At 61.8% G+C, this 17,554-nt stretch carries 15 protein-coding genes; 8 read left to right on the top strand and 7 right to left on the bottom strand.

All coding sequences use genetic code 11. The features are described from left to right. Positions 1-6 precede the first annotated feature (6 nt). Together V6607_RS16780 and V6607_RS16775 are read left to right on the top strand one after the other, a co-directional pair. Complete coding sequence (locus tag V6607_RS16780; protein WP_008433765.1) at positions 7-933, top strand: AraC family transcriptional regulator; 927 nt, start codon at positions 7-9, stop codon at positions 931-933. Beyond that, positions 926-1,867, top strand: coding sequence for an alpha/beta hydrolase (locus tag V6607_RS16775; protein ID WP_134326655.1), 942 nt, complete (start codon positions 926-928; stop codon positions 1,865-1,867). The genes V6607_RS16780 and V6607_RS16775 overlap by 8 nt, the downstream gene beginning before the upstream one ends. Here the strand turns inward: V6607_RS16775 and V6607_RS16770 are convergent. Continuing rightward, complete coding sequence (locus V6607_RS16770; protein WP_134326654.1) at positions 1,830-3,296, bottom strand: HAMP domain-containing sensor histidine kinase; 1,467 nt, start codon at positions 3,294-3,296, stop codon at positions 1,830-1,832. The two genes, V6607_RS16775 and V6607_RS16770, sit on opposite strands and share 38 nt — an antisense overlap. Beyond that, entirely contained in the window at positions 3,293-4,003 is a 711-nt protein-coding gene (locus V6607_RS16765; protein WP_003217086.1) for a response regulator transcription factor, read from the bottom strand. Before V6607_RS16765 ends, V6607_RS16770 begins: the two co-directional genes overlap by 4 nt. 210 nt (positions 4,004-4,213) lie before the next feature. Between V6607_RS16765 and msrB the strand changes: the two genes are divergently transcribed. The 3 genes from msrB (at position 4,214) to msrA (ending at position 7,354) form a co-directional block, all read left to right on the top strand. Then, positions 4,214-4,726, top strand: coding sequence for a peptide-methionine (R)-S-oxide reductase MsrB (gene msrB, locus V6607_RS16760; RefSeq protein ID WP_134326653.1), 513 nt, complete (start codon positions 4,214-4,216; stop codon positions 4,724-4,726). Positions 4,727-4,755: 29 nt separating this feature from the next. Then, entirely contained in the window at positions 4,756-6,513 is a 1,758-nt protein-coding gene (locus tag V6607_RS16755) for a cytochrome c biogenesis protein DipZ (RefSeq protein WP_134326652.1), read from the top strand. A gap of 145 nt (positions 6,514-6,658) precedes the next feature. Then, positions 6,659-7,354, top strand: a complete 696-nt coding sequence (msrA, locus tag V6607_RS16750; protein ID WP_008433754.1) for a peptide-methionine (S)-S-oxide reductase MsrA — start codon at positions 6,659-6,661, stop codon at positions 7,352-7,354. 153 nt (positions 7,355-7,507) lie between these two features. On the opposite strand, the gene V6607_RS16745 is transcribed toward msrA, so the two are convergent. Continuing rightward, complete coding sequence (locus V6607_RS16745; protein ID WP_003217078.1) at positions 7,508-8,458, bottom strand: alpha-E domain-containing protein; 951 nt, start codon at positions 8,456-8,458, stop codon at positions 7,508-7,510. A gap of 2 nt (positions 8,459-8,460) precedes the next feature. After that, positions 8,461-9,870 (bottom strand): circularly permuted type 2 ATP-grasp protein, encoded by a 1,410-nt coding sequence (locus V6607_RS16740; RefSeq protein ID WP_003217076.1) that lies wholly within the window; start codon positions 9,868-9,870, stop codon positions 8,461-8,463. Between the two features lie 413 nt (positions 9,871-10,283). Between V6607_RS16740 and V6607_RS16735 the strand changes: the two genes are divergently transcribed. From V6607_RS16735 to V6607_RS16725, 3 genes are all read left to right on the top strand, one after another. Continuing rightward, positions 10,284-10,829: a hypothetical protein gene (locus V6607_RS16735; protein ID WP_003217074.1), complete on the top strand. Its 546-nt coding sequence runs from the start codon at positions 10,284-10,286 to the stop codon at positions 10,827-10,829. A 72-nt stretch (positions 10,830-10,901) separates the two neighbouring features. After that, positions 10,902-11,114, top strand: coding sequence for a hypothetical protein (locus tag V6607_RS16730; RefSeq protein ID WP_003217072.1), 213 nt, complete (start codon positions 10,902-10,904; stop codon positions 11,112-11,114). Between the two features lie 11 nt (positions 11,115-11,125). Then, positions 11,126-11,266 carry a hypothetical protein gene (locus V6607_RS16725; RefSeq protein ID WP_003217070.1) on the top strand — a complete coding sequence of 47 codons (141 nt, stop codon included), beginning with the start codon at positions 11,126-11,128 and terminating at the stop codon, positions 11,264-11,266. Positions 11,267-11,269: 3 nt separating this feature from the next. Here V6607_RS16725 and V6607_RS16720 read toward each other — a convergent pair whose 3' ends face one another. The 3 genes from V6607_RS16720 to V6607_RS16710 form a co-directional block, all read right to left on the bottom strand. Then, positions 11,270-12,616, bottom strand: coding sequence for a sodium:proton antiporter (locus V6607_RS16720; RefSeq protein ID WP_134326651.1), 1,347 nt, complete (start codon positions 12,614-12,616; stop codon positions 11,270-11,272). A gap of 98 nt (positions 12,617-12,714) precedes the next feature. After that, the gene (locus tag V6607_RS16715) at positions 12,715-16,470 is read right to left on the bottom strand and encodes a hypothetical protein (RefSeq protein ID WP_256662360.1); all 3,756 of its coding nucleotides are present in this window, start codon (positions 16,468-16,470) and stop codon (positions 12,715-12,717) included. A gap of 138 nt (positions 16,471-16,608) precedes the next feature. Beyond that, positions 16,609-17,520 (bottom strand): LysR family transcriptional regulator, encoded by a 912-nt coding sequence (locus V6607_RS16710; protein WP_134326650.1) that lies wholly within the window; start codon positions 17,518-17,520, stop codon positions 16,609-16,611. Between the last annotated feature and the right edge of the window lie 34 nt (positions 17,521-17,554).

The raw sequence follows: 17,554 nt of genomic DNA, 5'->3' as shown, positions 1-17,554 counted from the left end.
GCTTTTATGGATACCCTTTCCGATGTGCTGGCACTGTTAAAAAGCCATCGCTCGACCTTCGCCGGCCTGAAGGCTGGGGGCACCTGGGCCATTGACTTTGCGGCGCCGGATGGCATCAAGTTCAACGCGGTGGTGGAGGGCAGTTGCTGGCTGGAAGTGGAAGGGCTGGCAGTACCGATACGCTTGTATGAGGGAGATTGTTTCCTGTTGACCCAGGCACGCCCGTGGAGGCTGTCCAGCAATCTGTGCCCTGAAGGACTCGATGCACGTGAGGTGTATGCCGATGCGGTGGGAGGCATCGCCACGGTGGGTGCCACGGTGGATCTGTTCTTGATCGGCGGACGATTTATCTACGGGGACGACGCCCGACTGTTGCTGGATAGCCTGCCGCCGGTGTTGCGCGTGAGTGCCAACTCCGAACAGGCCGCCGTGTTGCGTTGGTGCCTGGATCGCCTGGCCCGGGAATACGCCAGCCCGTTACAAGGCGCGGCGCTGATGACCGAGCATTTGGCGCAAATGATGCTGGTGCAAATCCTGCGGCTCTATCAATCTTCCATGGGCACCCATACCACCGGCTGGCTGGGAGCCTTGGCGGATCCAAGGCTGGCCCCGGTGCTGCGGGAAATTCACGCAGCACCCGCCCGGCGCTGGACATTGAGTGAAATGGCCGGCGTGGCGAGTCAATCCCGCTCCACCTTCGCCTTGCACTTCAAGCAACGGGTAGGGCTGGCACCGCAGGAATACCTGACCCGCTGGCGTATGCACCTGGCGGTACAGGCCTTGAAAGCCAGCGACAACAGCGTGTCCACGATCGGCCAGTCCCTGGGTTATCAGTCAGACAGCGCTTTCAGCAATGCTTTCAAGCGCGTGATGGCTTGTTCTCCCCGGGAATACCGCGAGCGAACCCCACACAAGGAACCCAGTGATGAGTGAAACCCAGCAGCAGAAGGTCGAGGTCAACGGCATTGAGTTGAACGTGCACATCGCCGGCCCCGAGAGCGGCCCGCCGGTGTGGTTGCTGCATGGGTTTCCCGAGTGCTGGCACTCCTGGCGCGAGCAGATTCCGGCGCTGGTGGCCCAGGGTTATCGGGTGTTTGTCCCGGAAATGCGCGGCTATGGACAATCCAGCGCGCCGCCGGAAGTGGCCGACTATGACCTGCTGACCCTGTGCGCCGATATCCAGGGCGCCATGGACCTGTTCGGGCATCGCCGGGTCGTCATGATTGGCCATGACTGGGGCGCCGTGGTGGCCTGGCACCTGGCGTTGCTGGAGCCAGAGCGCGTCAGCCAGTTGGTGACGATGTCGGTACCGTTCGCCGGACGCTCCCGCAGGCCGGTGATCGAGATCATGCGCGAGCTGTACGCCGATCGCTTCAATTACATCCTGTACTTCCAGGCCCCGGGCGTGGCTGAAAAGGAACTGGATGCCGATATCGAGCGGACATTACGGCTGTTCATGCAGGACCAGGACGTTTTCCTGCAGAAGAAACCCGCCAGCGCGAAGCTGCTGGAAGGTGTGCCGCTGCCCGGTAAGCTCCCGGCCTGGTGCAGCCAGCAGGACCTCGACGTGTATGTTCAGACCTTCGCCAATGACGGCTTTCGCGGCCCGTTGAACTGGTACCGCAACTTCGAGCGCAACTGGCAGCGTACCGAGTTTCTCGCCGGCAGGCAGGTGCTGCAACCGACGCTGTTCCTGATCGGCGACCGCGACCCGGTCGGCGTGTTCGAAGCCCACACCCTCAAGCGCATGCCCGACGTCGTGCCGAACCTGCAACAAAGCGTCCTGGCCAACTGCGGCCACTGGATTCAGAACGAACAGGGGCCCAAGGTCAACGAACTGCTGCTCGGGTTTCTAGGGCGAACGTGAACGTCGCGCCGCGTCCTGGCACATCGATCAGGCGGATTTCCTGACCGTGCAGTTGCAGGATCCGGTGCACGATGCGCAAGCCCAGGCCGCCATCGCGTCGAGCCCCGCCAATGGTGAAGGCGCGCAGGAACAGACCTTCGCGCAGATCCGCCGAAATCCCGGGGCCGCTGTCGCTTACCGTGACTTCAACAAAACCGGACTTGGGGGCCAGGGTCACTTCAACTTCGCCATTGGGCGGGGTATGGCGCAGGGCGTTATCCAGCAGGTTGGTGAGTACCCGTTCGATCAGGCCCAGGTCGGCCAATACGGTTGGCACCACCGGCGGCAGGCTGGCGGTGAGGGTGATCGCCCGGGCTTCCGCGGTCAGTTCGAACTTCTGGAAAATGTCCTGCACCAGGTCGGGTATTGAAAAGCCTTCGATGACCGGCTGTACAAACCCGTGTTCCAGGCGCACCAGTTCCAGCAGCGACTGGGCCAGCCCGCCGACCTTGCGGCTCTGGTCGAGGGCGATGCCCAGGTAACGCCGGCGTTCCTGCGGGGTCAGGCTGGCGTCTTTCAGGGACAGGGTTTCCAGGTAGCCATGCAAGGAGGCCAACGGTGTGCGCAGGTCATGGGAAATATTCGCGACCATCTCCCGGCGTTCCTGCTCTTGGTGGGTGATGGCGCGCCACTGTTCACCCAGGCGGTTCTCCATCTGCACGAAGGCGTGGTCGAGCACGGCGATTTCATCCTGGCTGGCAACCTCGGGCGCTACGGCCTGCGGGACTTTCGGTGCGCCGTTGATATCGAACTGGCCGACCTTCTCGGTCAGTTGCCGCAAGGGCCGGGTGATCCAGGCGAACGCGGTCAAACCCGCGAGCAAGCACAACAATGCCACCAGGGCGATGGACCACAGGGCGATGTTCAGTGCCATGCCGGTGGCATCCCGGGCGTCGAACACATCATGGGCTTCGCCCAGCAGCACCACATACAGGTAGCCGGCCTGCTGGCCGTTGACCCGCAGCGGCGCGGCGCTGAACACCTTGAGGCCGTCGACGCTGCGTGGGTCGCCGCCGAGGATCGGCAGCATCGCGCCGCTGAGGAAACGGCGCACCGGTTCCAGGTTGACCTGGTCGCGGCGCAGATGGCCGCTGGGCGCAGCGTTGCCGACCACGCGCCCGTTAATGTCCAGCAGGTACACCTCGACACTCGGGTTTACCAGCATCAACTGGCTGAACAGGTTGCGCACCGCGTCCGGCTTGAGACCGTCGGCGTCCATCAACTGCGTATCCCGGGCGATGTGCGCGGCGAGGTCGCGGGACAGGCCTTGCACCACTTCCAGTTCATGCATGTGGTTGGAGCGCACTTGCAGCCAGGCCGACGTGCCGCTGCAAATCAGCAGCAACAGCGCGAACACCAGGGACAGGCGCTGGGTAAGGGTCAGCCTCATGCCGATTGCTCGGCAAACTTATAGCCACGGCCCCACACCGTGAGGATGCGCGCCGGGTTGGCCGGATCGGCCTCGACCTTGGCCCGCAGGCGGTTGATATGGGTATTGACGGTGTGTTCGTAACCTTCGTGGCTGTAGCCCCACACGGCGTTGAGCAGGTCCATGCGCGAGAATACCTTGCCCGGTTGGCGGGCGAAAAAGTACAGCAGGTCGAATTCCCGGGGCGTGAGGTCCAGCCGCTGGCCTTGCAGGGTGGCGTCACGGGTCAGCGGGTTGATGAACAACTGGCCGAGGTCGAGGCTGCCGGCGTCCATCTTCAAGTTGCGCGCCATGGCGTCGACCCGGCGCAGCAGCGCCTTGACCCGCGCCACCAGCTCCGGCATGGAAAACGGCTTGGCCAGGTAGTCATCCGCCCCCAGTTCCAGGCCGAGGATGCGATGCAGCTCGCTGGAGCGGGCACTGGTGATAATGATCGGCGTGTAGCGCGTCATCGCCCGGGCCCGCCGGCAGATCTCCAGGCCGTCGACGCCGGGCAGCATCAGGTCAAGGATCAACGCATCCCAGCCGCCTTGCTCCAGCAGGCGCAGGCCTTCGTCACCATCGGCACTGTGAACCACCTCGAACTGCTCGTCCCGCAGGTGCAGGCAGATCAAATCGGCAATATGGGCATCGTCCTCGACCACCAGGACACGTTTGGGCTGATCCATTGATAAAAACCTGTCTTCTTGATTCGCGCATTGTGCGGCTTTTGCAACAGTGTAGTTATCACGAATTGTTTAACTCTGCGTGAGGATTCCGCGACCACCCCGGGCCTAACCTTACTCATCGCAACGGCAAAAGTACGCCCCCCTCGCCACAGTTTGTTTGTCAGCCATAGGGGCTTCGCCAGCCATCCGCACTTGTGTGAGGAGCAACTCATGTATTCACGTCGACAGATCCTGCTCGCCGGCGGCGGCCTCGGCCTCGCGGTAATCGCCGGTGGCCTGCTGCAAAAAATCAACGCCGGCCCCGCCCTGATCGCCGAAGCCGAAGCCGCCGAAAATTTCGAAGTCAGCCACACCGACGCCGAATGGCGCACCCTGCTGACCGCCGAGCAGTACGCGATCCTGCGGGAGGAGGGCACCGAACGCCCCTACAGCAGCGCCCTTAACAGTGAACACCGCAACGGCACCTTCGCCTGCGCCGGTTGCGCTTTGCCCCTGTACGCCTCAGCCACCAAATTCGAAAGCCACACCGGCTGGCCCAGCTTCTGGCAACCCCTGGAAAACGCCGTGGCCAGCCACGTCGACACCTCCTTCGGCGTGGTACGCAAGGAAATCCACTGCCGCCGCTGCGGCGGTCATCAGGGCCACGTGTTCGATGACGGCCCGGCACCCACCGGCCTGCGCTACTGCATGAACGGCGCAGCCATGATGTTCACCGCGACTTAATTCAATGTCTTCCTATAAGGGTCTACCCCATGTGGCTTTTGGTTCTCGCATATCTGGGCGGCGTGCTGACGATTGTCAGTCCCTGCATCCTGCCGGTTCTGCCTTTTGTCTTCGCTCGCACCGGGCAGCCGTTTTTGCGCAGTGGCTTGCCGCTGCTGCTGGGGATGGCGATGACCTTCGCCCTGGTCGCCTCGCTCGCGGCGGTGGGCGGCGGTTGGGTGGTGCAAGTCAATCAGTACGGTCGCTGGCTCGCGTTGCTGTTTGTTGCGCTATTCGGGCTGACGCTGCTGCTGCCAAGCCTGTCCGAGCGCCTGACCCGGCCGCTGGTGGCCGCGGGCAGTCGCCTGTCGGAAGCCGCCGGGGCCGATTCGCGGCCGCGTCCGGGCGCATCGTTCCTGATCGGCGTGGCCACCGGGCTGCTGTGGGCGCCGTGCGCCGGGCCCATCCTCGGGCTGGTGCTGACGGGCGCCGCGCTGCAGGGCGCCAGTATCGGCACTACCTTGCTCTTGCTGGCCTACGCGGCAGGGGCTGCCACCTCCCTGGCCTTGGCGCTGCTGGTCGGCGGTAAAGTCTTCGGTTTCATGAAGCGTTCGCTGGGCGCTGGTGAATGGCTGCGTCGTGGTCTCGGCGCCCTGATGTTGGCCGGTGTGGCGGCCATCGCCCTGGGCCTGGACACCGGGATCCTGGCGCGCCTGTCGACGGCGTCAACCGGTGGCCTGGAACAAAGCCTGGTGGAGAAACTCAGCGCCAAGCCTGAACAGAAGAGCGGGGCGATGATGGCCGGCGGCGCGATGATGGCCGCCAACCACAGTGACACGCTGCCAGTGGAAGGCCAGTTGCCGCCGCTGGACGGTGCGGTGCAATGGCTCAACTCCGCGCCACTGACTGCCGAGGCGTTGAAAGGCAAGGTGGTGCTGGTGGATTTCTGGACCTACTCCTGCATCAACTGCCTGCGCACCTTGCCGTACGTCAAGGCCTGGGCCGAGAAATACCGCGACCAGGGTCTGGTGGTGATCGGTGTGCACGCTCCGGAATTCGCCTTCGAACGCGACGTGAACAACGTCACCAAGGCCATGAAGGACCTGGGCATCACTTACCCGGTGGCCATCGACAACAACTACAAGATCTGGCGCGCCTTCAACAACCAGTACTGGCCGGCGCATTACTTTGCCGATGCCAAGGGCCAGATCCGCTATCACCATTTTGGCGAGGGTGACTACGCCGAGTCCGAACGAGTGATCCAGCAACTGCTGCGTGAGGCGGGCGCTACCAAGGTGGCGGGCGGCTTGATCGAAGCCGATGCCAAGGGCATCCAGGCCGCACCGGACATGAACGAAGTGCAGTCGCCGGAAACCTACCTGGGCTTCCAGCGCGCCGAGAACTTCGTGACCACCGGCACCCTGGGCACCGACAAGGTGGTGAACTACCCGGCAGCCGGCAACCTGGCCTTGAACAACTGGACCCTGGAAGGCCCATGGAACGTCGGCGGCCAGCAAGCCACCCTCGCAGCGGCCAACGGCAAGATCGTCTACCGCTTCCACGCCCGTGACCTGCACCTGGTGCTGGGCCCGGGCGCCGACGGCAAGCCGGTGCGCTTCAAGGTCAGCATCGACGGCCAGGCGCCGGGGGATGCCCACGGCACCGACGTCGCACCGGATGGCAGCGGCACCGTGACCGAACAACGCTTGTATCAACTGGTGCGCCAGCCGGGCGCGGTCAAGGACCGGACCTTCACCATCGAGTTCCTGGACCCGCAAGTGGCGGCCTATGCCTTCACCTTCGGCTAACCCATAGCGAAATTTGGCATGGTTAACCCGATCAATGTAGGAGCTGGCTTGCCTGCGATAGCGATCTTGAATTCACCACCTCAATCGCAGGCAAGCCAGCTCCCACAGTTGACCGCATTTATCCTGATGTTTCGGAGTGACTGAGATGAAACTGCTTAAGTACTTACCGGCCCTGGCGTTCGCCGCCTTTGTCGGCCACAGCTCGGCGTTCTCCTTCGGCCCGTCCGACGACGCCGTGGCCATCGCGCCGCCGGCCATGGACCTGCCGGCAGACGCGAACAACCTGCAAACCGCGGTCTTCGCCGGCGGCTGCTTCTGGGGCGTGCAGGGTGTGTTCCAGCATGTGCAAGGGGTGAAAAACGCCGTCTCCGGCTATGACGGCGGCGCGGCGAGCACCGCGCAGTACGAAAGCGTCAGCGGCGGCGACACCGGCCACGCCGAGTCCGTCGCCGTGACCTACGACCCGAGCAAGGTCAGCTACGGCAAGCTGCTGCAGATCTACTTCTCGGTCGCCCACAACCCCACGGAACTCAACCGCCAGGGCCCGGACAGTGGCACCCAGTACCGCTCGGCGATCTTTGCCCAGAACGCCGAACAGCAAAAAGTCGCCCAGGCCTACATCGCCCAGCTCGACGCCGCGAAAGCCTTCGACAAGCCGATCGTGACCAAGATCGAGATGGGCAAAGCCTTCTACCCGGCGGAGTCCTATCACCAGGACTTCCTGACCGAAAACCCGTCGTACCCCTACATCGTGATCAACGACCTGCCAAAGGTGGCCCAGCTGAAAAAATTGTTCCCTGAGCAGTACCGCGCAGAACCGGTACTGGTGAAAAACCAGTAGACCTATGATCGTTCCCACTCTCGACGCTCGTTCCCACGCTCTGCGTGGGAATGCCGCCAGGGCGCTCTGCGTCCGCTTTTGAAGTCGTGACGCGGAGCGTCACCGGATTCATTCCCACGCGGAGCGTGGGAACGATCAGCGTGGGAACGATCATCAGACGACTTCAAGGTAGGAGCTATGAATCGCCCGCGCCAACTCCCGCACGGTGTCGATAAAATCCGTCAACCGGCTATGCAGCCCATCCTCCAGAATCTCATCAATCCCTGTATACCTCAGCCGCGCCTCAAACTCCGCCGCCAAACGCTGGGCCGTACGCCCATAACTCCCCGGCAGGTCCGCCAGGATATGGCTCAACTCCTCGATACACGCATGCAACGAGCGCGGCACATCACTGCGCAACAGCAACAACTCCGACACCGACCGCGCATTCAGCGCATTCGGGTACAGCTCGGTATACGCCTCAAACGACGACAGCGCCCGCAACAACGCGCTCCACTGGTAATACCCGCGTGCCGAAAGGTCGCTGACTTCCTCGGACTCTTCCCCAAACATTTCATACCGCGCGTCCAGCAACCGCAACGTGTTATCCGCCCGCTCGACAAACGTCCCCAGCCGAATAAACCGATACGCATCGTTGCGCATGATCGTCCCGGACGTCGCCCCACGAAACAGGTGCGAGCGCTGCTTCACCCAGTCACAAAAGTGGCTGATGCCATGCCGCGCCAACCCGCCGGCCGCAATACTGCGCATCTCCAGCCAGGTGGCGTTGAGGTTTTCCCACATATCAGCCGTGATCCGTCCCCGCACCGCATGGGCATTACCCCGTGCAGCCCGCAGGCAGTTGTAGATACTGGCGGGGTTTTCCTCGTCGAGGGCGAAGAAGTGCAGCATGCGCTCGGCGTCCAGTTGCTGATGGCGCTCAAGGTAACTGTCCAGGGTGCCGCTGCTGAGCAGCGACATGGCCAACTCGTCCAGCCCGTCACTGCGCCCGGCCTGGGGCATCAACGACAGCGAATAACTGACTTCCAGCATGCGCGCCAGGTTCTCGGCACGCTCCAGGTAACGGGACATCCAATACAGATCTGCGGCGGTTCTACTCAGCATACTCAGCCCTCCACCACCCAGGTGTCCTTGGTTCCGCCGCCTTGCGACGAGTTGACGATCAATGAGCCTTCGCGCAGTGCCACGCGGGTCAAGCCACCCGGCACCAGGCGGGTTTCCTTGCCCGAGAGCACGAACGGTCGCAGGTCGATATGCCGCGGCGCGATGCCGTTTTCGACAAACGTCGGGCAAGTGGACAGGCTCAAGGTCGGTTGGGCGATGTAGGCATGAGGGCGGGCCTTGATACGCTGGCGGAAGTCCTCGATCTCGGCCGCGCTGGACGCCGGGCCCACCAGCATGCCGTAGCCGCCGGAACCCTGGGTTTCCTTGACCACCAGCTCCGGCAGGTGCGCCAGTACGTGGGACAGCTCATCCGGCTTGCGGCACTGGAAGGTCGGCACGTTTTGCAGGACCGGCTCTTCATCCAGGTAGAACCGGATCATTTCCGGCACGTACGGGTAGATCGACTTGTCGTCCGCCACGCCGGTGCCGATCGCATTCGCCAGCACTACGTTGCCCGCGCAGTACGCCGCGACCAGGCCGGGCACGCCGAGCATCGAATCGGGGTTGAAAGCCTGCGGATCGAGGAAGGCATCGTCGATGCGGCGGTAGATCACATCCACGGCCTTGGGGCCGTCGGTGGTACGCATGAACACCTTGAGGTCGTGCACGAACAGGTCGGCGCCTTCCACCAGCTCCACGCCCATTTCCCGGGCCAGGAATGCATGCTCGAAGAACGCGCTGTTAAACCGGCCCGGCGTCAGCACCACCACATTCGGGTTGTCCAGGCGGCTGGAGCTTTTCAGGGTCTTGAGCAGCAGGTTGGGATAGTGGTCCACCGGGGCGATGCGTTGCTTGGCGAACACCTCGGGGAACAGGCGCATCATCATCTTGCGGTCTTCGAGCATGTAGCTCACGCCGCTGGGGGTACGCAGGTTGTCTTCGAGCACGTAGTAGGTGCCGTCGCCATCGCGCACCAGGTCGACCCCGGAGATGTGCGAATAGATATCGCGGTGCAGGTCCAGGCCGACCATGGCCTTCTGGTAACCCTCGTTGCCCAGCACCTGATCGGCGGGAATGATCCCGGCCTTGATGATGCGTTGGTCGTGGTAGATGTCGGCAAGGAACATGTTCAGCGCATTCACCCGCTGGATACAGCCGCGCTCGATGACACTCCACTCACTGGCGGGGATGCTGCGGGGGATGATATCGAAGGGGATCAGGCGCTCGGTGTCTTGCTCGTCGCCATACAGGGTGAAGGTGATCCCGGCGCGGTGAAACAGCAGGTCGGCTTCACGGCGGCGCTGGGCCAGCAGTTCTGGCGGCGTGTTGGCCAGCCAGCGGGAGAATTCCTGATAATGCGCACGGCAAACGCCTTGTGCGTCATTCATTTCATCAAAGAAAGATCGAGCCATTCCAATTACCTTGTCAGTGCCGGGACTAACTGCGCTTTGGCACTGCCGCTTTAGAAAACGCATTTTTTTATGAGCCCGTGGCTGATGGTGCCAGCAGGCCTGGTCCTTACTTTCTTTTGGGGTGGGCTCTGGGTCGGGGGGTAACGATTGCTCCTGTATCCGGGCAGATAAAGGACTAAAGCAATGCCTGTGCCATCCACCTGGTGGCGAGGGAGCTTGCTCCCGCTGGGCTGCGCAGCGGCCCCAAAAAGGAATCAAACCGCTGCGCACTGGAGCGCTGTCCCGGTCCAGCGGGCCCAAGCTCCCGCGTCACCGATGCGGCCCTATCGCCTCAAAACGGTGCACTGATTACTTGAACTTTGCACCAGCCCGGTTCTTCTAAACTGCTTCAAATGCCAGCACGGAGCACGGATGTGCCCAGAATCATCTCACCCGACACCCCGGAATCGAGCCTGACCGACCACAGCGAACACAACGCTAAGATTTTCGGTTCGCCCAAGGACCGTCTCGACTTTTACCGGCGTGAAATCCAGTACGAAACCAGCATCCTGGCCAACCGCACCGACGCCTACCTCACGGCCCAGTCATTCCTGGTGATCGCCTTCGTGTCCGGCATGGGCAACCTGAACCCCGAATGGGGCAAGCTGTTCACCCTGGTGGTGCCCGTGTTCCTGGCGACCCTGGGCATTCTCAGTTCCCTCAACGCCTGGCCGGGGATTCGGGCGGCCTACGAAATCATCGACCACTGGCATTACAAGCAGAGCGAACTGCTGCGCAGCGAGCCGGTGATGGGCCTGGCCTACGATGAGTCGCCACTGTTCAGTGAGATGGAGTCGTCCCACAAGGGCTATCGCAAGTCGCTGTTGTTCTCGATGCGCGCGCCCTGGCTGTTCATGGTGTTCTGGGTGATGCTGGGGGCCTACGCGTTTTACATCCAGGTGGACAATCCCGGCTCATAAGCAATTGGAACTTCACCGACCCGCACGGGACCTTACCTTTACGCAGTCTGCGTTTTCCAACAGAGGTGAGCCATGAGCACAGACAACGACCCGCAAACCAGCAATCGTAACGATCCCGCCATCGACCGCGGCGAACCGGCCCCCGGCACCGCGGCCGACGCGCCAAAAGACCCCAAGCCTGCCAGCGACCCCAAGGCCAAGGAAAACGACTACAGTCCAGACTTCAAGCCCGAGCGCGAGCCCAAGCCTGAAACCGATGCCGATATCGATACCCAAGGCGGTTAGAGGAGACGGTGATGTCAGTTGAAATAGACGAAGACGATGAACTCAATGACCCGGGCAATGAAGACCCGGGTTCATTGATGGATGATGCCGAAGTACCGCTTAACGACCTGGATGATGCCGCTGACGTCGGCAACACTGAAAACCAGGAGTAGACGTCATTGTTGTGCCTGGGCACGTCGTTCATACCACGCCAGCATCGGCTGCGTGCTGAGACCATGAACGACGATGCTCAGGGCAATGACTGACAGCGTCAGGTTCACCGCGACCGCGCTGCTGGTGCCCACCAGCCCGTGGTTGATGGCATAGAACAGGTAGTAGATGCTGCCGATCCCGCGAATCCCGAACCAGCCCACCAGCCCGCGCTGATGGCGATTCAGCAAGCTGCCCCAGGGTATCGACAGCACGCTGAGGGGGCGAATCACGCAAAACAGCACCGCCCCCACCGCCAGCGCCCGCCAGTCCCAATGGCTGACCAGCACCACGCCCAGCAGGGTCACCAGGAACACTTCCATCGAACGCTCCACCAGCCCACCAAAGGCGAGCATGTCGCCCATCATCACCCCGGCGGCGATTTGCGTGTCCTGCAGTTGCCCGACATCGCCATGCAACGCATGCTCCGGCTCAACTTCCATGTGGCCAACCACCGGCTGTGCCAGATGTTCCGCCGGGGTTTGTGAGTTGCCGGTGGACTTGAACTCGGCCTGGCGCAGCCCGAGGCCGGCGGCAAATACCGACAGGAAGCCGTAGCCGCCGATGGCTTCGGCCACCACATAGGCGAGGGCGATCAGGGCCAGCGTCAGGTAGTCATTCGGTGACAGGGTGCTGTCGGCGTTGGTGATACGCATCTTCAGGGTGACGCGACCGATGCCACGCCCCATCCAGTAGCCCACGAGCAACCCGGCAGGTACGGCCCAGAGCAGGTTTTTCAGCACCCAGCCGCCCAGCCAGTCACCGTCGAGCCCGCCGTGCTGCATGAAAAACAGCGCAAAGATCACGAACGGGAAGGCCGTGCCGTCGTTCAAGCCTGCCTCACCGGAAAGACCGAAGCGCAGCGCGTCATAATCCTGCGCGTTATTGACCTGCACCAGGCCCGCGAGCACCGGGTCGGTGGGCGCAAGAATCGCCCCCACCAGCAGTGAAACCCCCCACGACAACCCCAGCAGCCAATGCAGCACCAGGCACGTCCCGAGGATGGTCAAGAGCATCACCGGCCCGGCCATGCCAAACGCAATGCGCCAGGTTCGGTGCTTGAGGGGCAGGCGCAGTTTCAGCCCGCTGACGAACAGCGAAAACAGCACCGCGACTTCCGTCAGGTGTTCCATCCAACTGGCCGAGGCCTTGATGTCCAGATGCAGCAGGTCCATGCCCAGCGGGCCGATACCCACGCCGAGCAACAGGCACACCGCCGAGGTGGTGACCGGCATCCAGCGCAGGTAGGAGGAGGTGAGGGCGAGGGTGAGCAACACCGCGCCCAGTACGGCCATCCATAGGATGAAGGTCATTGAATAGTCCCGGGCATGGTCTGTGTGAACGTTTGAGGTTTGCCGGGAGAGAGAGGTTCAAAAAACGCGCATTGCCTGCTCGGGCAATGCGCGGTTTGTCAGGTCGCCAGGCGTGTTACGTTGGCATTGAGGGTGCTGTTTGGGGTGAAGGAAAAGGTGAACCCCGAGTCGAGAAACTTTTGCAGCCCGTCATTATCAAGACTGAATACCGTTGCACCGACCGATTGATCAAGAGTGCCAGTGGCATCGAACATGGCTTTGTCCAGGCCGGCTTGGTTGGTGTTGTAGATATAGAGCTTTCCATCACTGCTCTTTTGAATATAGGCGGTGTGTACGATATTGCCGTCTGCTTTATTGCTCATGAAGTTGATAACGCCTGATTCGGTAATGTCCGCGGGCCTGAATACGGCGCTGGTATTCTCGACAGTAATACCCATCAGATCCTTGTAGCGTTGCGTGTAATTGGAATCCCCGCTCCTGACCACACTGCCCAGCACGGCCTCGCGAGTTTTCAACGGGAGTGCATTGTCTGCCATCCCGACGAACATGGTTTTTTCGTAGCAGATTGTCCCGGTGTATCCCGTTTTTGCATGGAGCTTCTCCAGTTTGTCGCGAAGCGCTTCTACCGGCACGGCGTCAGCTTTGAAATTTTCCAGCGGCTCGCCAAAGGGCTGTCTGGTTTTCACATTCAAGGCGTGCCAATTACCGGTGGCGTCATCAAACTTCGCAAACACCTTGGCTTCTTCGGTCGCATTGGCCGCCTTGTAAGTGCCTTCGGCAATGCCGGGCTTTTTCGCCAGTGACGTCAGGTCGACACTGCGCAAGGCGCCACGCAGATGATTGACGCCGTTACGTCCAGCGGTCAGCGTGGTGCGCCCCAGCTTCAATGCACTCCGGGCCAGATCATCAGCCCCGCTCAACGGATTGAAACTCCCCAGCGCCGCGCGCCCGACAATCTTCGCGCCCTGGGCGAACTTGCTGAAAGCCGATGCGCCGGCGGCCACGGCCTTGGCCCCCCTGGCTGCCGCACCGAGGCCCACGGCAAACCCAAATATATCCAGGGCCAGGTCGCCGACACCTTCGCCGATGTTGCCGTTTTGAAAGTTGACGATTGCCGACCTCAAGGGGATCAGGTTGAGGAGGAATTCATTGACTTTCTTGTAAAATGGAACCTCGGTATCAAGCGTGGTGAGCCCCTCGGCCTCTTTTTTGAATGACCGAATATCAACATCCTTCAACATGGCATCGGCAATATAAGACGTTCGGGCACTGCCAAAGCTCTTGGGGTTGGCGGCCTGGATTTTTTCATCCGTCAACCCGGGTGCGTACTCGCCCGAAGGTATGACTTCTTCCAGGTCTTTATGGTAATGGGTGTGATTGGAAGGCTGTTTGCCTGCCGTGAAGTCACCCAGGTCCGTACGCTCGGTAATCTTTGCGGTCCTGAGATTGATTTCGTAGATGTGCACCTGGTTGTTGCGCCTGGTTTTCACCAGCAGGCAATTGTCGTCGGGCACCCGCTTGCGGGTTTCCTTGCCAAAGTTGTCCTTATCGACGTCGACTTCCCTGACCACTGTGATTTCGCCGTATTCCAGGTTTTTACGGTCTTCTTCAGGGAGCCGCGAAACCATCCACTTGACCTGGGTCGCGACGCTTTTTTCGATGCCGTCGGCGTATTCCCCGAACGCGTCCTGGAACACGTTCGGCATACTTGGCAGGTCTTTGGTTTTTTCCAGCACCTCGCTGAGGTTCAACGTACTGGATGAGGTCACCCAATGATTGTCAGCGGGGGGCGGGGGCCCAATTCCAAGTACCCCTACGGCCGGTGGTTCTTCGACGCCAGGTCGATGGTGAAGCGCGTCCTTCATATACAAGTCGAGGATCGAATAAGGCCCCGGGAAATCGCTATGGGCGGGTTCCAGCGTGATGCTCTTGTCTTCCAGGGTTGCCGTATCCATGCCCGGCAGGGCTTTGCGCAACTGCTCCAGGGCCATTTCCTTGCGTAATGGCATCGGCATGCTCTGTGTTTGACTGGCCGCGCTCAGCTCGGTGATCTGCGCATCGAATGCATCGCGTACATCATTCATTTGGCCTTCGGTCACCGGATACGGCATACCGTTCGCGCTTCCCCAATCCTTGAGCGCCTCTTGCTGGGCGGCATATTCGACATAACGCTCCTGGGCGGAGACCGGCGCGACCTCAGCGTGGAGCATGACCTGCCCGTAGGACATCCCTGCGGTTGAACCCGGAGACTGCGCTTCGATGCGTTCTACCGCGGTGACAAAACTGACCCAACTATGGGAACCCGGGGTGACCTGGTCCGGGATGTCTTTAACCAGGAACTCCGGAGCGCGGGTGGAGAGCAGCAGATGCGCTTGTAGCGCCGCTGCCTCGGGTGACGATGCCTTGCCGGTGCTGACAAGATGTTCGGCCAACCGGCTGACGATACCGGATGCGGGTTTGCCCCAGGTACTGTTCCCGGTCACGGCAAAACCGGCGATGTGATGCCTGGACCTGGGGTCTGTCGCGCGGAACGAGTTGTCTTTGTCCACACTCATGGCCGCCAACAGCCAATCAGTGGCACTGCCTTTGATGGACTGCGCGTCAAATTTTGCCTGGAGGGCCTCGCCCAACGCCTTGCCCTTGGGGGAGCGGATCAGCGAGTCGAGCACCCGCTGCGGGTCAGCCAGCTCGGAAGGCGTGAACGACTTGCCCTGCATGAGGTATTCCACTACGTTCCTGGCGCCGTTCAAATCAACGTCGCCGATCTTGCCGCGGCGCAGGTCGGACCGCAGCTGATTCGCCGCCTCGGGCGCAAGCGGGGGCTGCCATTCCAGCGCACCGCCATAATTGCCATGGAGCGGCGCCTGGAGTTCAGGCCTGAGCAGATAATTCGTCAGGTTCTCCACCTCCTCGGGCGTGGTTGGCACGTCCCAGCCATTGATCTCAAGGAATTCCTTGAGGCTAATGGTGCTCCCTGAGTCGGTGCTCCCGACCTGGCGGTAAGCGCTGTCGGGGTGAAGCTCGACTTTATTCTTTTGCAGGTAGTCGAGAACGTCACCGCTCCCAATGCTGCCCGATCGAATCCGCTCAAGCAGGTAATTGAGTTCACGCCCCACGGTGTTCAGCGTCTGGGTATTGCCCACCAGGGCTTTCTGGCGCTCAACCTCATCCTCACCACGGGTTTCGTGCAGGTCCGCAAAACGCGGGCCGCTCACGCCGGTAAAAGCCTTGTCGCGCGCCAACTCATCTGCACGCTCGTGGGCATGATCCGGCAGGATATGTTCTTGCTCTTTGTAGAATTGGCTCACCAACCACAGGGGGGCACTGTTGCTGTTTTGGGAGAGCGGCGGTTTGAAGGGGATCGGGTTACCGTCGCCGATAACGCGTGCGGCGTCCCTGACCTGTGCGCCCACCTGCGCCCAGCCTTTGTCATCGGGGCCGTTGGGTTGCGCGGCGGCGGAGGGCCTGCGCTGGTAGGTGATCTTCCCGGTATTGGGGTCAATCATCACTGAATTGGGGTTTATCCCGTTTTCCCTCATCCAGTCACGGACTTGCGGAGACTCCATGGCACGCCCCAACTGCGACCACCACTGCCCGAACGTTGAGTTCGGCGGAATGTTCTCGACCATGATCGCGTCATCATGGCCGTCGCCCTTGACCTGACGCAGCGCGCTGGCTACCTGGCCTGCCAGTTCACCGTCGGCATCGGCACGCGGGCTGGGGATCCTGGTCCCGGGGGAGCCTGGCGCGGCATTTTCCGGCGCTGTGGCCTGGAGCCGCGCCGGGGGAAGCGGCTTGTCAGGTGCGTTCAAAGGAATGAAAGAAGCCGTAGCCTGAGTAGGAGCAATTGTCATAGGAGGGGGATCCGGTAATTTATCGAGTACACCCAAGCAGCGCTTCGCTCCAGCGGGTGTAACTCTTCGTACCCGATGCCCCCTCAGCGATTCCATCCCACTGGCATGCAGATTGATACGGCGTTTTACGCGCCCATGCTAAGGGTGCGCCGCGGTCCTCAGCCGAATCATGTCGATCAACTGGCGCAATCCCGGCTGCGACTGACGCCGGCTGGGGTAGTACATGCACAGCGGCGCGCCGATGCAGGCCCAGTCGGGCAGCACTTCCACCAGGCGCCCTTCGGCCAGTTCCGCCAGCACGCGATTCTCCAGGCAATAGGCGATACCCACGCCTTGCAGGGCCGCATCAACGATGGTCTGGGTGTCGGCCGCGCTGAAGTGGCCGGGCACATCGAGCCGCTGTTGGCGTGCGCCATTGCCCAGTTCCCATTTGTAGGTGGTCTTGTCGCCCAGGTACATGCGTACACAGGAGTGCGTGAGCAAGTCCCTGGGCACTGCAGGTGTCCCTGCCTGTGCGAGGTAGGCCGGGGAGGCGACCATGATCCAGCGCAGCTCGCCGGTCAGCGGCACGGCCACCATGTCCTGGGGCACCGTGGCGCCATAGCGGATCCCTGCGTCGTAGCCCTCTGCGACGATGTCGAGCATGCGGTCCTCGATCATCACGTCCAGGCGCAGTTGCGGGTAGGTGCGGGTGAACTCGCCGAGCACCGGCGAAATCAGCAGCACCGCGGCATCCCGGGGTACGTTCAGGCGCAGGCGGCCAATCGGCGCCTCGCGGTACAGTTCGAGGGTGTCGAGGCCGTCCTGGATCGTCGCAAAGCCGGCACTGAGTTTTTCCGCCAGTACCACGCCGGCATCGGTAGGCTCTACGGCGCGGCTGGTGCGATACAGCAATTTGACCCCCAGGCGCGTTTCCAGGTTGCGCATGGTGTGGCTCAGGGCCGAGGTGGTGACGCCAAGTTCATTGGCGGCATGCCGGAAACTGCGGCGACGGATGATCGCCATGAAGACATTCAGGTCGGCCAACTCGGAGCGGTTGAACGCAGCCATATCAAGCACCTTTTATGGGGTTTGGGTTGCACGC

Origin of the sequence: Pseudomonas sp. KK18, from assembly GCF_037094675.1 — a bacterium.
Taxonomy (GTDB): domain Bacteria; phylum Pseudomonadota; class Gammaproteobacteria; order Pseudomonadales; family Pseudomonadaceae; genus Aquipseudomonas.
This window is presented reverse-complemented; position numbering and strand designations above follow the sequence as displayed.

Excerpts from the sequence above, each read along its gene's own strand:
- V6607_RS16715 (WP_256662360.1), bottom strand. The coding sequence starts at position 16,470 with ATGACAATTGCTCCTACTCAGGCTACGGCTTCTTTCATTCCTTTGAAC.
- V6607_RS16765 (WP_003217086.1), bottom strand. The coding sequence starts at position 4,003 with ATGGATCAGCCCAAACGTGTCCTGGTGGTCGAGGACGATGCCCATATT.
- V6607_RS16780 (WP_008433765.1), top strand. The coding sequence starts at position 7 with ATGGATACCCTTTCCGATGTGCTGGCACTGTTAAAAAGCCATCGCTCG.
- V6607_RS16770 (WP_134326654.1), bottom strand. The coding sequence starts at position 3,296 with ATGAGGCTGACCCTTACCCAGCGCCTGTCCCTGGTGTTCGCGCTGTTG.
- V6607_RS16730 (WP_003217072.1), top strand. The coding sequence starts at position 10,902 with ATGAGCACAGACAACGACCCGCAAACCAGCAATCGTAACGATCCCGCC.
- V6607_RS16720 (WP_134326651.1), bottom strand. The coding sequence starts at position 12,616 with ATGACCTTCATCCTATGGATGGCCGTACTGGGCGCGGTGTTGCTCACC.
- V6607_RS16725 (WP_003217070.1), top strand. The coding sequence starts at position 11,126 with ATGTCAGTTGAAATAGACGAAGACGATGAACTCAATGACCCGGGCAAT.
- V6607_RS16745 (WP_003217078.1), bottom strand. The coding sequence starts at position 8,458 with ATGCTGAGTAGAACCGCCGCAGATCTGTATTGGATGTCCCGTTACCTG.
- msrA (WP_008433754.1), top strand. The coding sequence starts at position 6,659 with ATGAAACTGCTTAAGTACTTACCGGCCCTGGCGTTCGCCGCCTTTGTC.
- V6607_RS16775 (WP_134326655.1), top strand. The coding sequence starts at position 926 with ATGAGTGAAACCCAGCAGCAGAAGGTCGAGGTCAACGGCATTGAGTTG.
- V6607_RS16755 (WP_134326652.1), top strand. The coding sequence starts at position 4,756 with ATGTGGCTTTTGGTTCTCGCATATCTGGGCGGCGTGCTGACGATTGTC.
- V6607_RS16710 (WP_134326650.1), bottom strand. The coding sequence starts at position 17,520 with ATGGCTGCGTTCAACCGCTCCGAGTTGGCCGACCTGAATGTCTTCATG.
- V6607_RS16740 (WP_003217076.1), bottom strand. The coding sequence starts at position 9,870 with ATGGCTCGATCTTTCTTTGATGAAATGAATGACGCACAAGGCGTTTGC.
- msrB (WP_134326653.1), top strand. The coding sequence starts at position 4,214 with ATGTATTCACGTCGACAGATCCTGCTCGCCGGCGGCGGCCTCGGCCTC.